Source organism: Brachybacterium sp. GPGPB12 (assembly GCF_038396325.1).
GTDB classification, from domain to species: domain Bacteria; phylum Actinomycetota; class Actinomycetes; order Actinomycetales; family Dermabacteraceae; genus Brachybacterium; species Brachybacterium conglomeratum.
Map to the genome: position 1 here is coordinate 3,726,222 of NZ_CP149573.1, position 13,876 is coordinate 3,740,097.

A 13,876-nucleotide genomic window follows, 5' to 3' on the forward strand; every position below is an offset into this window, starting at 1 on the left:
CGGGTACCCGGAGCGCGCGCCCGCCTTCTGACGGGCACCCCCACAATGGCATCCATGACCGCTCTGGACATCCTGGACCTCCCCACCGGCCCCGTCGCCCTGCACCGCGCGAGCGAGGCGGACCTGCCCGAGCTCGTCGCCCTGCTCGCCGACGACGTGCTGGGCCGGGAGCGGGAGGCCCCGGAGCTCGGCCCCTATCGCCGGGCCTTCGCGGCGATCGACCAGGATCCCGCGCATCTCCTGCTCGCGGCGCGCGACGAGGCGGGCGCGCCGCTCGCCACGCTCCAGTTGACCCTGCCGCCGTCCCTCTCCCGCGGAGGGACGCCGCGCCTGCAGACCGAGTCGGTGCGCGTGACCGCCGACGCGCGGGGGAGCGGCCTCGGGACCGCGCTGATGCAGTGGGCCCATCGCTGGGGGCGCGAGCACGGCGCCGCCCTCGCCCAGCTCACCACCGATGCCGCCCGCACGGACGCCCACCGCTTCTACACCCGGCTCGGCTACGCCCCGAGCCATCTCGGGTTCAAGCTCCCGCTCTGAGCCCGGCTCCCGCACAGCCCCTGCTCCGCGCCCGGCACCCGCCCGCTCCCGCCCGATTCCCGCCGGGCGACCGCCCGGCCGCCGGAGGCGGCGCAACCGCCGCGAGGTGCCTATGATGAGCATCACGGCGAAGCAGCGCAGGCGACAGGAGGGTCCGGTGCCGATCTACGAGTTCCGCTGCGAGGGCGCGCACGAGTACGAACGCTCGGTGCCCATCAGCGCCCGCGACGAGGACCTCCTCTGCCCCGACTGCGGTGCGCCGGCCCGTCGGCGGATGAGCGCCCCGCGCCTCGGCCGGCTCGGCTCGGCCGCCGGACAGCCGCTGGACCGCGCCGCGAAGAGCGCCCACGAACCCGCCGTCGTCGATCGCGTCCCCGGCGCGCGGCCCGCCGCGACCCGCACCTCGACGGACCCGCGCCACGCGCGGTCGCCGCGTCCCTGAACGCGGCCCAGGACCCGGCGGGCCGATCCGCGGACCCGTCGCTGTGGAAGGAGAAGCATGCCCCAGAACGTGTTCCCCCTCGACTCCGCGAAGCCCTTCACCGAGCAGACGATCCTCGGTCACAACCGCTGGCACCCGGACATCCCGCCGGCCGTCAGCGTCAGGCCCGGCGACACCTTCCGCGTGGACTGCCGCGAGTGGTTCGACGGGTACATCAAGAACGACGACTCCGCCGAGGACATCGCCACCGCGCCCCTGCACACCGTCCACACCCTCTCCGGGCCCTTCCGCATCGAGGGGGCGAAGCCCGGCGACCTGCTGATCGTGGACATCCTCGACGTCGGCCCGATCCCGCAGGAGGACGACGGCCCGCTCGCGGGGCAGGGCTGGGGCTACACCGGCATCTTCGCCAAGCGCAACGGCGGCGCCTTCCTCACCGACCAGTTCCCCGACGCCTACAAGGCCGTGTGGGACTTCCGCGGCGAGAGGGCGACCTCCCGCCACGTCCCCGGCGTCGAGTTCACCGGCATGATCCATCCCGGCCTCATGGGCACCGCCCCTCGCCGGAGCCGCTGGGGAAGTGGAACTCCCGCGAGGCGGCGCTCATCGCGACCGACCCGGACCGCGTGCCGGCACTCGCCCTGCCGCCCGAGCCGGACGGTGCGATCCTCGGCGGGGTCCCCGAGGGCGAGTTCGACCGGGTCGCGGGGGAGGGCGCCCGCACCGCCCCGCCGCGCGAGAACGGCGGCAACCAGGACATCAAGAACCTCACCCGCGGCACGAGGATCTTCTACCCCGTGTTCGTGGACGGGGCGAACTTCTCCGTCGGCGACCTGCACTTCAGCCAGGGCGACGGCGAGATCACCTTCTGCGGCGGCATCGAGATGGGCGGGTTCATCGACCTGCACGTCGACGTGATCCCCGGCGGGATGGAGAAGTACAACGTCGCCGAGAACGCGATCTTCATGCCCGGGAACACCGCCCCGCAAGACTCGCGGTGGCTGAGCTTCTCCGGCACCTCGGTCACGCTCGACGGCGAGCGGCGCTATCTCGACTCGCACCTCGCCTACCAGCGGGCGTGCCTGCACGCGATCGAGTACCTGACCACCTTCGGCTGGTCAGCCGAGCAGGCCTACCTGTCGCTCGGCGCCGCGCCGATCGAGGGCCGGTTCTCCGGCGTGGTCGACATCCCCAACGCCTGTGCGACCGTCTACCTGCCGCTGGACATCTTCGACATCGACATCCGCCCCGGGGCGGGCGAGGTGCCGAGGATCGATCCGGGCATCGGCGCGCCGCGCGCGAGCGTGGGCTGACCCCGAGGGCCTGGCCGACAGGGGCGGGCAGAGCACCGACCGACGAGCGACGGCGGCGGGTCCGGGAGGAGTCGCGGGCCCGCCGCCGCGGCCGCCGCGAGAGACGGCCGGGATGACCGGACCCGTCCTCCTGCCGCTCGACGGTGCGCCGCGCCGTGCTGCGCTGAGAGCCTCCGCGCGGCAGGCCCCCGTCGCCTGGTGATAATGGCGCACATGATCGACCTGGACCTGCTCTGGCACGACTATCTCGGGATCAGCTGGACCGGTGCACTGGGCGTGGTGCTCTCCACGATCGTGCTCTACCTGTTCTTCACGCCGCTGGTGCATCTCTCCGGCACCCGGCTGATGGCGACGATGAGCACGGCGAGCTTCGTGGTGCTCGCCGTGGTGGGCGGGGTCAGTGCGCGCTCGATGCTCGGGGAGTCGCCGACGATGCTCGCAGCCCTGCTCGCGCTCAACACGCTGATGGTGATGGATGCGCTGATGGGGACGTTCCGCCGCATCGCGCCGGTCCTGCCCGCGGCCGTGCGTCGCCGCCCGAGCGTCGTGATGCTCGAGGGGAGCGACCGTGCAGAGGCCCTGCGCCGACGTGGGCTGACTGAGGCCGGGCCGCGCACGATCGACTGCGCATCGGGGGAGTGCTCGACCCCGCCGAGGTGGAGCTCGTGATCCTCGAGGAGCGCGGCGGCCTGACGATCGTCCGCCGTGGTGAGCGGATCGCGCCCGGCCTCCTCGCCGGCGTCGAGGGCGCCGAGCTGGTCCCCGAGCGCCTGACGACCTCCGCCTGACCCGTCCGGACGGGGAAGGTCAGACCCCGCCCTGCGCGACCGGGGAGACCTGCACCCGCGGCGCCTTGTGGTCGGCGCCCCGGATCGTCAGGCGGCTCGGCACGGGGCCCTCGCCACCGGGGCCGACGAGCGCATGGCAGGTCCGGGCGAAGGGCGGCACGCTGCGACCGACGGGCCAGGTCGGCTCCCACAGCCCCTCCCCGCGGCCCCTCCGGGGGCGGCGAGGGAGCGCAGGGAGCCGTCGGCCATGAGCTCGCGCATCGTGTGATCTTGCGCGATCGCGTTGAAGTCCCCGACCAGCAGCAGGTTCTCCTCGGTGTCCAGCGAGACCATCTCGCCGACCGCAGCGGCATCGGCGGTCCATGACTCCGCGCCCATCTGCGGCGGCGCCGTGTGGATCACGCCGAGGTGCCAGCGCGTGCCGTCGATGGTGGTGGTGGCGAGGAGGTTGTCGAAGACGGTGCCCGCCGTGGAGTCGACCAGCTCGACCGGGGTGCGGGAGAGCGACATCGTCCCGGCCGCGCCGTCGCGGGCGGTGCCGACACGATGCGGGAAGGCCTCCAGCAGGCCCGACGTCTCGAGAGCCTCCTCGAACTCCGGCGTCACCTCCTGCGGCCGCGATCGCGTCCACCCCCTGCTCGGCGAGACGGCTGATCTCGTCGATGTCGGCGCCGCCGTACTCGATGTTCGACGAGAGCACGGTGAGCGTCCCCTCGGGGGCGACCTGCGGGGTGTCCGACCGCTCCGGTCCGGGCAAAGCATCGGCCAGGCCGTCACCGCTGCGAGCACGAGGGTGAGCGTCGCGGCGAGCAGTCGCCACCGGGCGCGCAGGAGCAAGACGAGTCCGAGCGCGGCGACCAGCGGCGGGACCCCGAGCATCGGGATGAACGACGCGGCGGCGATGAGGTACCCGTGCCAGGTGTGGATCACGGTGACCTGCCGCGGCACGAGCAGCGACGCGGCGCAGAGCACCCCCAGCACCAGCAAGCACCCAGCCCGGGCCGCGGACCGCACGACCCGTCATGCCGCCGGTCCGTCGGTCGAGGAGGAGCCGGTGCCGCCCTCCGCGGCGAGGAAGGTCTGCGGATCCACCGGCCGCCGCACCTGCGGCGCTGCGTCTCGACGACCAGCAGGTAGGAGTCCGTGACGAGCTCGCGCACGAACTCCGCCTCGAGCCCGCCGGGGCTCAGCGTGATCCAGTGCCGCTTGTTCATGTGATAGCCGGGCGTGATCTCCGGATGCGTCGACCGGAGCGCCTCCGCGTCGCGCGGCTCGGCCTTCAGCACCACGATCGGCTCGCCCTTCACCTCGGTGAGCAGCAGGAACATCTTCCCGAGCACCTTCGCGACCTCGGAGCCCGGACCGAAGGGCATCTCGAACGCCGCAGCGGGTAGCTCGAGCGCCCGGGCCCGCACAGTCTCCTGCAGGACGGTCCCGTCCATCGTCTCTTCTCTCATCCCTGTTGCTGGATGATGCCGATCTTCTGCCACACCTTGCGGGCCATGTCCGAGGTGAGCGCCTCGATGCCCTCGACCGCATCCAGCACGTCCCCGTCCGTGGTGTGTTCCGCGAAGAGCGCCGCGCTCTTGCCCACGAGCGAGAGCATCTCCGTGCAGAAGTCGAGATAGCGGGTCAGCTCCGTGCGGTCCAGGTCCAGCCCGCCGTCCGCGCGCGAGCCGCGCTCGAGGCGTTCGGGCACCTTGGTCAGCTGGTGCATGTCGATCACGTGGGCCAGGGAGCGAAGGCGGTGCAGGATCCGCAAGCACGCGCGCCCGCTCCATCCGCTCGGGGATCCGCATCAGGAAGAACACCGCGATCCCGCCGAAGACGAGGTCGTTGATGATCGTCTCGAGCGGCGGGAGCACGTCCAGCGGGCCCAGCACGTCGCGCTCCGCGAACAGGTCCACCGCCGCGAGCGCGACAGCCCCGCCGAGGAACAGCGCGACCGCGAGCATCGCGAGCCGTGAGAGAAGTCGGGCGAGCCGCACCCGTCGGCGGCTGATGCCGGTGCCGGCGTTGATCTCGTCCACGAGCCCCACCACCTCCCGGCACACCTCCCACAGAGTGCGATCGGGGAAGCGGGTCATGATCCGGTGTTCGAGCGCCGCGGCCGAGCGGCGCACCGCCTGCCCGTCCAGGCGCTGGAAGCGGCTCGAGGAGGGCGGCTCGTCGGAGTGGTCTTCAGGGCGGGGCGCGGGGGCCGACGGGTCGGTGGTCGGAGACATGCAGCGAGGCTAAGGGATCCGACGGGAACGGGAGTGCGTCGACCCCGAGCTCCCCCGGGGACCCCTCGAGCGCGCGCAGGTCCGCGCCGGTACCGTGGGCCTGGGCGACGGCCCGTCGAGGGCGCGCGGCGCCACGGAGGCAAGACTGTCCTGACGACCATCGAGGAGGGGCTGATGCGACAGCGGGGCGGCATGACGGTCTGGGTGCCCCGCTGAGGGGACCATCGGCCGCCAGCGGGCGGCGCAACTCGCACGGTCCTGGATCGGGACGGCCCGGGGATCGGCTCCACAGCCGTGGCCACGGATGTGGAGCCGATCGGGGCCGCACCCCGATGTCAATCGATGCTGATGCTCTAGGCGGTCTCGCCGGGCGCCTTGTACGCGATCACGTCGACGTTCTGGATGCTCGGCTCGGTGCTGAACAGATCAGCTCCCTGTGCAGCGAGTGCCTGACCGACGCCACCGGAGAGGTGGGTCTGGCGGGCCTCGTCGTCGGGGAACACGTCGAAGATCCCGAAGGTGGATTCATCGAACTGCAGGGCGAACCAGGCTCGCGTGCCCTCCTCCTGCTCGACGATGGGGCGGGCGCTGCGGAGGAAGTCCGCGACGTCCTGCTCCTTCCCCGGCTTGGCGTGAACGATGACTGACAATGCAGTGTTGATCATGTTTTCCTCACTTGTCCTGGCTGAACAGCTCGACCATCGCGGCGTTGAAGGCCGGGAGATCCTCGGGCGAGCGGCTGGTGATCAGGTTCCCGTCGCGCGCCACCTCTTCGTCGACGACGTTCGCTCCGGCATTGCGCAGGTCGGTGCGGATGCTCGGGTACGAGGTCAGCGTCCGACCCTTCGCGACACCGGCCTCGATCAGCGTCCACGGTCCGTGGCAGATCGCAGCGACCGGCTTGTCGGCGACCATGATGTCGCGCACGAATCCGACGGCGTCGGTGTCCACGCGCGGCTGATCGGGGTTGACCGTGCCGCCGGGAAGCAAGAGGGCGTCGTACTCGTCGGCCGAGGCGGACTTCACCAGGGCATCGACCGAGAATGTCCCGGCTTCGTCCAGGTCGTTCTCGCGTGCCTTGATCTCGCCCTCGTGCAGCGAGAGCAAGACGGTCGTGGCCCCGGCGTCCTGAAGAGCCTGTCGCGGTCGCTCGAGCTCCACGCGCTCGACGCCGTCCGCGGCCAGGATCGCGATCCGCTTGCCATGCAATTCGTCTGCCATGTTCTGCTCCGTTCTGCGAGAGATGATGGCTTGCCCGTGGGAGCGAGCCGCACGCTGTCCGTATCGGACAGCGTGGTTCGGGTGCAGGACGACTCGCGTGCAGTCGTCTTTGCGCTCATCGAGGTCTCGGCAGGTGGTGGTCGCCGATTCTCGGGCCGGGTCCTGGGGGACGGAGAAGAAGCTTCGGCCCGGAGGTCGTCGCTGACGTTCCGCCATCGACGGTGGGCCTTCTTCGCCGGGGCCCGGCCGAATGTGAGCGTCTGCCCCTCAGCCAGTGTAGACCTCGCACGTCAGGGACGGGGCGCACGTGGCCATCTCATCCGGGACGCCGGGACGCCGGGACGCGGAGACGTCGACGACTCCGATGCCGCCCGCGGGCCCTGCAGAGCCCGCCGAAGACGGCGGAGGCACGACCCGGCGGGTTCCCGTCGGACTCGTGCGTCGTGCCCCCGCGAGCCCGCGCCCCGGCCCGGCGTCGCCCTGCTCGCCGGCCCGGGGTGCAGGGCGACGCGGAGAGCCTGCTGACCGCGCTGGGAAGGCATGCGCCCGGGCTCCCGATCTGGCGAGGCGACCTGCTCGTCCGGTGCGCTCTCTGCGCGAGGTATTCGCCTACGTCGCAGCCTTCCGACTCTCACATCCGGGAGGTGGCCTCCCGGAGCGCGGCCTCGAGGTACGGTGCCGACGCACCGGCTCCGGACGAGGCGACCTGCGCGGGCGTCCCTGAGACGACCACCGTGCCGCCATCATCTCCCGCGCCGGGCCCGAGGTCGATGACGTGGTCGGCCACGGCGACGATGCGCATGTCGAGCTCGACCGCGACGACGGTGTTGCCTGCATCCACGAGGGTCTGGAGATGGGTCACGAGCCGGTCGGAATCGGCGCTGTGCGGCCCGGACGTCGGCTCGTCCAGGACGTAGAGAGTGTCCCCGCGCTGGGATCGCTGGAGCTCGGAGGCGAGCTTCACCCGCGCGCCTCACCTCCGGACAACTCGGTGGCCGGCTGTCCGAGTCGGAGATATCCGAGGCCGACGTCGACCAGTGCCGTGAGCGAGCGCATGATGTCGAACTCGCCGTGGAAGAAGTCGTGGGCCTCCTCGACGCTCATGGCGAGGATCTCCGCGATGTTGCGGCCGCGCCAGGCGATCTCCAACGTGCTGGACTGGTAGCGGGTGCCGTGGCAGTCAGGGCACTCGGTGTAGACCGAGGGGAGGAAGAGCAGCTCCACCATGACGGATCCTTCGCCCTTGCAGGTAGGGCAGCGACCGCCGGTGACGTTGAAGGAGAATCTGCCCGCCTTGTACCCGCGAGCGCGAGCCTCGGGCGTCTCCGCGAACCTCCGCCTCACGTGGTCGAACAGGCCCGTATAGGTGGCGACGTTCGAGCGCGGGGTGCGACCGATGGGCTTCTGGTCGATGCTCACGACGCGGCGCACCCCGGCGACATCGCCCCGGATCTCTCCCTCGAGCTCGTCGGGCTCGTCCGACAGCAGGAGCTCGTCCCCTTCGGCGGGGGCGGCGTCCTCCGCCTGGTCTGCTCGTCCCTGCCGTTCGCCGAGCGGCGCAGGCAGTGCCTGGCTGACCAGGCTGGACTTGCCTGATCCCGAGACTCCGGTGACGGCGGTGAACACCCCGAGCGGGAAGGAGATCGTCACGTCGCGCAGGTTGTTGCGCGTGACGTGCTCGAGCCTCAGCCATCCCTGCGGCTCGCGAGGCGTCCGGCGGGGCAGGCCGCGCCCCCGAAGACATAGCCGCGGGTGACGGACTCCTGCACCTCGGCGAGCCCTTCGTAGGGCCCGCTGTAGACGACGCGGCCGCCGCGCTCACCCGCGCCGGGCCCGATGTCGACCAGCCAGTCGGCGTGCCGCATCACATCCACCGAATGCTCCACCACGAACAGGCTGTTGCCCCGGCGCTTGAGCCCGTCGAGGATGCCGAGCAGAGCGCTGACGTCCTGCGGATGAAGACCCGCGGACGGCTCATCGAGCACATAGACCACACCGAACAGCTCAGAGGTCAGCTGGGTCGCGAGTCGCAGTCGCTGCGGCTCGCCGCCGGAGAGGGTGGGGGTGGTGCGGCCCAGGGAGAGGTACCCCAGACCCAGGTCGATGATCGGCCGCAGTCTGTTGACGAGCTCCGCGCCCAATCGCGCTGTCGCGGCCAGCTTCTCGACCGAGCGGTCAGGCGACATGCGCGCGTCCTCGACGGCCGCGGGGGCGGATCCTCCGGCGTCGATCCGCGCGCCCGGCGTCGCGTCGGTCAGCCTGGCCACCTGAGCGGCCCGCCGACTCGGCCCCGTCGAGAGCGCCGGTGGCCCGTTCGACCGCCTGGTCGATCAGCGTGGAGAGCTCCGCGAGCGGCGGCGCGGAGAGATCTGCGACGTCGAGACCCTCGAACGTCACGGACAGGGCCTCCGGCTTCAGCCGCTTCCCATGGCAGGCAGGGCAGGGAGCGACCGAGAGGAACTCCGCCACGCGTCGCTTCATCGACTCGCTCTTGGTGTTCGCGAACGTGTCGAGCACGTACCGACGCGCGCCGACGAAGGTGCCCGAGTAGCTCGGTTCGACGCCCGCCGCGGTCGCGGCCCGAGCCTCGGAGAGTGTGAGCCGCGAGTGGACCGGGACATACGGCGTCTCGTCCGTGTAGAGAATCCAGTCCCGATCCTCCTTCGGCAGATCCTTCCAGGGCACATCGACGTCGTAGCCGAGCGCGACGAGCACATCGCGCGACTGATGACCGTGCCAGGCCGTCGGCCACGAGGCGATGGCCCGCTCGCGGATCGTCAATGAAGGGTCCGGCACCATCATGTCCTCGGTGACCTCGTACACCCGGCCGATGCCGTGGCACTCCGGGCACGCGCCCTGCACCGTGTTGGCGGAGAAGTCCTCGGCGTAGAGCATCGACTGATCATCGGGGTAGTGGCCGGCCCGGGAGTAGAGCATGCGCACCAGCGAGGAGAGCGTGGTGATGTCGCCCACCGAGGACCGCGCGCCGCGGCCCCCACGCCGCTGCTGAAGAGCGACGGCCGGCGGCATGCCCGTGATGGAGTCGACGTCCGGGACGCCTGCCTGGTCGATGAGGCGACGGGCGTAGGGGGCGACGGACTCGAGGTAGCGGCGCTGGGACTCCGCGAACAGGGTTCCGAAGGCCAGGGAGGACTTTCCTGAGCCGGAGACGCCGGTGAACACCACCAGAGCGTCGCGGGGGACCGTCAGGTCGATGTCCTGGAGGTTGTGCTCGCGCGCGCCGAGAACCTGCACGTCGGGCTGAACGGGTGTGGAGTCCGACGGCGCGGACCAGCGTGCTTCGACCATGCCGGCGACACTAGCAACGCGTTCCACCGATCGGTCGGAGGATGGCCCGGTCCTCCACGGTCCACCTGCCCGTGGCGCCTGTAGCCGCAGCGACGGCGGGCACCTCGGTGGAGGACGAGGTTCCTTCTGCCCTATGCTCGACGAGAGCCGAGGTCGCAGGCGACGGGCATCCGAATGACCGTGGCACTTCCGCGACCGGGCCATCCACAACCGGAGGAGATCGTCATGGCAAGCAGCAACCGCGCCGTCGTGTTCCAGAACGTCAAGGACATGCGCGTCGAGACCCTCGACTTCCCGAAGCTCGAGATGCCGAACGGCAAGAGCGCCCCGCACGGCGTCATCCTCAAGATCGTCGCCACCAACATCTGCGGCTCCGACCTGCACATCTACCGCGGTTCCTTCCCAGTCCCCCAGGGCATGGTGATGGGGCACGAGATGACCGGCGAGGTCGTCGAGATCGGCTCCGACGTCGAGTTCCTCTCCGAAGGCGACCTGGTCTCAGTACCCTTCAACGTCGCCTGCGGCCGATGCCGCAACTGCCGCGCCCGCCACACCGAGGTGTGCGAGACCGTGAACCCCGACGTGTCCTGCGGCGCCTACGGGTTCAACCTGGGCGACTTCCAGGGCGGACAGGCGGAGTACCTGTTCGTCCCCTACGCCGACTTCCAGTCGCTCCGCTTCCCCGACAAGGACCAGGCCATGGAGAAGATCCGTGACCTCGCCCTGCTCTCGGACATCCTGCCCACCGCGTTCCACGGCCTCATGGAGGCCGGGGCCAAGCCCGGCTCGACCGTCTACATCGCCGGCGCCGGACCTGTGGGACGCCGCGGCGCCGCGGCGGCCCGTCTTCTGGGCGCGTCCTGCATCATCGTCGGTGACTACCACCAGGACCGGCTGGACCTGATGAAGAACAACGGCCGCGAGACCATCGACCTCAACCAGGACGTGCCGCTGACCGATCAGATCGAGGCCATCCTCGGCGAGCCCATGGTGGACTGCGCCGTCGACTACGTCGGCAACGAGGCACACGGGATCGGCCGCGAAGCCGAGGACATGAGCCCGGCCCACGCCATCAACCAGGTCATGGACGCCACCCGCGCAGGCGGTGCCACCGGCATCGTCGGCGTCTACGGCCCCGACCCGCTGGCCTCCTCCAAGGCCGAGCAGGAGGGCACCTACCCGCTCGACTTCGGCAAGGCGTGGATCAAGTCGCCTCGGATCTCCGGCGGCCAGGCCCCGATCATGCACTACAACCGTGAGCTGATGATGTCGATCCTGTGGGACCGCATGCCCTACCTCAGCGACATGCTCAACACCCAGGTCATCAGCCTCGACGAGGCCCCCGACGCCTACGCGAAGTTCGACACCGGAGTCTCGGAGAAGTACATCATCGACCCGCATGGCATGATCCCCGCCTGATTCAGGGATGTCATACACCCGGCCCGCGATCGTCGCTCCAGCGGCGGTCGCGGGCCGGCTCTGTGCACGGATCCGTCGCCGATCCCGTCCTGGACGATGCCCGGCGCGGGCCCGCCTCGGCACCCCCTGCGGGGAGGAGGGTCACGTGGCGCGCCGCGCCACGCGGGGATCGACTGCGGCATCAGTCCACCGCACCCGGTGGGAGGGGACAGGGTCCGGGCGTGCCGTCACCTGCCCCCTCTCCACGGGATGCGGAGGGCGGTGGTCAGCTGATGGCGGAGCGGATGGCGGCGGCCGCGGCGGCGACGTCCGATGCGCTGTAGATGGCGCGCGCCCGCGACGGCCACGTCTGCTCCTGCCTGCTGGACGGCCTCGACCGAGTCCGCACTGACGCCGCCGGCGACGGAGAACGGGACCTCGGCGGCCTTGCCGGCGGAGAGCAGGGCGTCGAGGCTGTAGCCGTCCTCCGCCTGCTCGTCGAGGCCGGCGTGCATCTCCACGAAGACGGCGCCGAGGGCGACGACCTCTCGGGCCCGTGCGGCCTTGTCGGACACGCCGATCAGATCGACGACGACGCCCTTGCCGTGCTTGGTCGCCGCGGCGACCGCTCCGGCGATCGTGCTGTCACCGGCGACGCCGAGCACGGTGACCAGATCGGCTCCGGCGGAGAAGGCGATGTCAGCTTCCAGCTCGCCGGCATCCATGGTCTTGAGATCGGCGAAGACGGTCTTGTCAGGGTGGGCGGCCTTGACCGCCGTGATCGCCGCGAGGCCCTCGCTCTTGATCAGAGGGGTGCCGAGCTCGAGGATGTCGACGTGGGGTGCGGCCTTCGCGGCGAGGTCGAGGGCGGACTCGGTGGTCAGGGTGTCCATGGCGAACTGCAGTCGCATGTCAGGGTGTCTCTTTCTCGTGGTGGTGTCGATGATGGAACGGGGAAGAAAGGTCATTCGAGGTTGGCATGACGGGGCCAGAGCGCATCCGCGCTCTGTCCGCTCTTCTGCCACAGGACGTCGAAGAGAGCGTCGCCGACGAGGACGAGGAGTCGCTCGAACAGGTCGCCGGCGTACTGGGCCGACTGCTGCTCGGACCGGTCCGTCTTCGTCGCCGCACGGATGACCAGGACAGCGTGGGACAGCTGAGCAAGCGGCGACTCGGGGTCGGTCGTGATCCCGATGACGCGGGCACCGACGGATCGTGCCGTCTCGGCCGCGCTCACCACTCCCGAGGTCGTGCCGGAACCGCTGGCGGTCAGCGAGCAGATCGGCCTCTTCGATCGCCGGGGTCGTCGTCTCACCGACGACGTGAACCTGCGACCCGAGGTGCATGAGGCGCATGGCCGTCATCCGCGCGCGAGCCCGGAGCGTCCGGCGCCGTGGACGAAGACCCGCCGGGCGTTCGCTGTCAGTTCGACGGCGGCCGCGAGCGCGGGCGCGTCGGGAAGGGGGCAGCCGCCCCCTCGATCTCGTTGACGATCCGCGTCAGCGAATCCTGGATGCTTCGTTCTTCCATGTCGACCATCTTGGGCCGGTCCGCGGCGGTCCACTGCTCGCCCGATGAGCGGGGCGCCCCATCCGATCGGGTGGGCCTCCCAGGTCGGGCTAGAGTAGGGGAGTGAGCGACCTCCCTACCCCGTTGGAACGTGCCCGCTCCCTGTCGCGGGACCGTGCCCTGACCGAGCAGGCTGATCAACATGCGGTCACCCTCGAATCGATCCTCGCCGTGCTCCGCTCCAGCCGACTCGCGGATGCGGCCGCGCGCAGGGAGGCCACGGAGATCGCCTCCTCCGCACTCATCCGTGCTCGTTCGGTCCATGAGCAAGAGGAGAGCGTGCTCGAGCCGGTAGCCGAGGCATTCTCCCGCCTGCGCACCGAACTGCGTCCTCTGATCCGCTCCGGGCCCCTGCAGGTCCAGTTCGCAGAGCCTCCTGCGCGAGGACGGGCGCCGCCGGGACCGGTCGCTCGGGAAGCCCGCGCCATCTCCCGCACAGCAGTGCTCTCGCTCATGGACCGCGCGGACGCCGCACGCGCCCGGATCGGCTGGGACTGCGATGGCCGCAACCTTCTGATGGAGGTCCGTGACGACGGGGGAATCGCGGTGACGGCGCACGACGACACACTGCGTCCGATCGTGGAGCGAGTGGCGGCGCTCGACGGAGCCATGGACGTGGAGACTACCCCGGGCTGGGGGACGACGGCGCGGATCGAGGTCCCACTGGACCCACCCAGCGCAGCGCTCACCGTGGAGGGCGCCGAGGAACTCACCGACCGCGAGAAGCAGGTCTCGCGCCTGGTCGCGACCGGGATCTCGAACCAGCGCATCGGCGACCAGCTCGGGATCACGGCCAACACCGTGAAGTACCACGTGGCCAACTTGCTGCGGAAATACGGCGCCCGCACGCGCGCCGAGCTCGCAAGCATCGCTCACTCCCATGATGCGCACTCTCCGAGCGCCCAGACACGATAGCGGGCCTCGGTCCGCACGTCGGCGACGGTGTCGCACCCGCTGCGCTGCGAGCCTCATGGGCGTGACCTCGAAGAGCTGGTGGCCGGCGGTGAAGGCGATGCCGCACGCCGTCCAGGACCAGCCCGACGCGAAACCGGTGAACGCGCAGCTGTGACTGAT

General features: G+C 70.7%; 10 protein-coding genes and 5 pseudogenes. 8 read left to right on the top strand and 7 right to left on the bottom strand.

All coding sequences use genetic code 11. From position 1 onward, the window contains the following. The first annotated feature begins 54 nt into the window (after window positions 1-54). The 5 genes and pseudogenes from WKH84_RS21685 (at window position 55) to WKH84_RS21705 (ending at window position 3,080) form a co-directional block, all read left to right on the top strand. Complete coding sequence (locus tag WKH84_RS21685; RefSeq protein ID WP_341855072.1) at window positions 55-537, top strand: GNAT family N-acetyltransferase; 483 nt, start codon at window positions 55-57, stop codon at window positions 535-537. Window positions 538-694: 157 nt separating this feature from the next. Then, on the top strand, window positions 695-979 hold the full coding sequence (locus WKH84_RS21690; RefSeq protein WP_341855073.1) for a zinc ribbon domain-containing protein: 285 nt from the start codon (window positions 695-697) through the stop codon (window positions 977-979). Between the two features lie 57 nt (window positions 980-1,036). Next, window positions 1,037-2,292: pseudogene (gene fmdA / locus WKH84_RS21695) on the top strand (formamidase). 213 nt (window positions 2,293-2,505) lie between these two features. Then, window positions 2,506-2,961, top strand: coding sequence for a hypothetical protein (locus tag WKH84_RS21700; protein ID WP_341855074.1), 456 nt, complete (start codon window positions 2,506-2,508; stop codon window positions 2,959-2,961). Then, window positions 2,931-3,080 (top strand): hypothetical protein, encoded by a 150-nt coding sequence (locus tag WKH84_RS21705; RefSeq protein ID WP_341855075.1) that lies wholly within the window; start codon window positions 2,931-2,933, stop codon window positions 3,078-3,080. Before WKH84_RS21700 ends, WKH84_RS21705 begins: the two co-directional genes overlap by 31 nt. Window positions 3,081-3,167: 87 nt before the next feature. Here the strand turns inward: WKH84_RS21705 and WKH84_RS21710 are convergent, their stop codons facing one another. The 5 genes and pseudogenes from WKH84_RS21710 to WKH84_RS21730 all read right to left on the bottom strand — a co-directional run bounded on the left by WKH84_RS21710 (window position 3,168) and on the right by WKH84_RS21730 (window position 9,835). After that, window positions 3,168-4,052 carry an endonuclease/exonuclease/phosphatase family protein gene (locus tag WKH84_RS21710; RefSeq protein WP_341855076.1) on the bottom strand — a complete coding sequence of 295 codons (885 nt, stop codon included), beginning with the start codon at window positions 4,050-4,052 and terminating at the stop codon, window positions 3,168-3,170. Next, on the bottom strand, window positions 4,007-5,305 hold the full coding sequence (locus WKH84_RS21715; RefSeq protein ID WP_341855077.1) for an MmcQ/YjbR family DNA-binding protein: 1,299 nt from the start codon (window positions 5,303-5,305) through the stop codon (window positions 4,007-4,009). The genes WKH84_RS21710 and WKH84_RS21715 overlap by 46 nt, the downstream gene beginning before the upstream one ends. Window positions 5,306-5,658: 353 nt before the next feature. Next, window positions 5,659-5,970 (bottom strand): antibiotic biosynthesis monooxygenase, encoded by a 312-nt coding sequence (locus WKH84_RS21720; protein ID WP_341855078.1) that lies wholly within the window; start codon window positions 5,968-5,970, stop codon window positions 5,659-5,661. Window positions 5,971-5,977: 7 nt separating this feature from the next. After that, window positions 5,978-6,526 carry a type 1 glutamine amidotransferase domain-containing protein gene (locus WKH84_RS21725; protein WP_341855079.1) on the bottom strand — a complete coding sequence of 183 codons (549 nt, stop codon included), beginning with the start codon at window positions 6,524-6,526 and terminating at the stop codon, window positions 5,978-5,980. 631 nt (window positions 6,527-7,157) lie between these two features. Continuing rightward, window positions 7,158-9,835: pseudogene (locus tag WKH84_RS21730) on the bottom strand (excinuclease ABC subunit UvrA). Between the two features lie 225 nt (window positions 9,836-10,060). On the opposite strand from WKH84_RS21730, the gene WKH84_RS21735 reads away from it, so the two are divergent. Continuing rightward, a complete protein-coding gene (locus tag WKH84_RS21735) occupies window positions 10,061-11,254 on the top strand; it encodes an alcohol dehydrogenase catalytic domain-containing protein (protein ID WP_341855080.1) in 1,194 nt (397 codons plus the stop codon). Window positions 11,255-11,519: 265 nt separating this feature from the next. Here WKH84_RS21735 and hxlA read toward each other — a convergent pair. Further along, window positions 11,520-12,144 (bottom strand): annotated as a pseudogene (gene hxlA / locus WKH84_RS21740) (3-hexulose-6-phosphate synthase). 53 nt (window positions 12,145-12,197) lie between these two features. Further along, window positions 12,198-12,650 (bottom strand): annotated as a pseudogene (hxlB, locus tag WKH84_RS21745) (6-phospho-3-hexuloisomerase); the annotation flags it as partial. A gap of 215 nt (window positions 12,651-12,865) precedes the next feature. Between hxlB and WKH84_RS21750 the strand changes: the two are divergent. Then, a complete protein-coding gene (locus WKH84_RS21750) occupies window positions 12,866-13,717 on the top strand; it encodes a LuxR C-terminal-related transcriptional regulator (RefSeq protein ID WP_341855081.1) in 852 nt (283 codons plus the stop codon). Between the two features lie 22 nt (window positions 13,718-13,739). Continuing rightward, window positions 13,740-13,865 (top strand): annotated as a pseudogene (locus WKH84_RS21755) (IS256 family transposase); the annotation flags it as partial. Window positions 13,866-13,876 lie beyond the last annotated feature (11 nt).

What these genes read in the sequence shown, in the direction of transcription:
- WKH84_RS21725 (WP_341855079.1), bottom strand. Translation starts at nt 6,526, where the DNA reads ATGGCAGACGAATTGCATGGCAAGCGGATCGCGATCCTGGCCGCGGAC.
- WKH84_RS21715 (WP_341855077.1), bottom strand. Translation starts at nt 5,305, where the DNA reads ATGTCTCCGACCACCGACCCGTCGGCCCCCGCGCCCCGCCCTGAAGAC.
- WKH84_RS21720 (WP_341855078.1), bottom strand. Translation starts at nt 5,970, where the DNA reads ATGATCAACACTGCATTGTCAGTCATCGTTCACGCCAAGCCGGGGAAG.
- WKH84_RS21700 (WP_341855074.1), top strand. Translation starts at nt 2,506, where the DNA reads ATGATCGACCTGGACCTGCTCTGGCACGACTATCTCGGGATCAGCTGG.
- WKH84_RS21685 (WP_341855072.1), top strand. Translation starts at nt 55, where the DNA reads ATGACCGCTCTGGACATCCTGGACCTCCCCACCGGCCCCGTCGCCCTG.
- WKH84_RS21735 (WP_341855080.1), top strand. Translation starts at nt 10,061, where the DNA reads ATGGCAAGCAGCAACCGCGCCGTCGTGTTCCAGAACGTCAAGGACATG.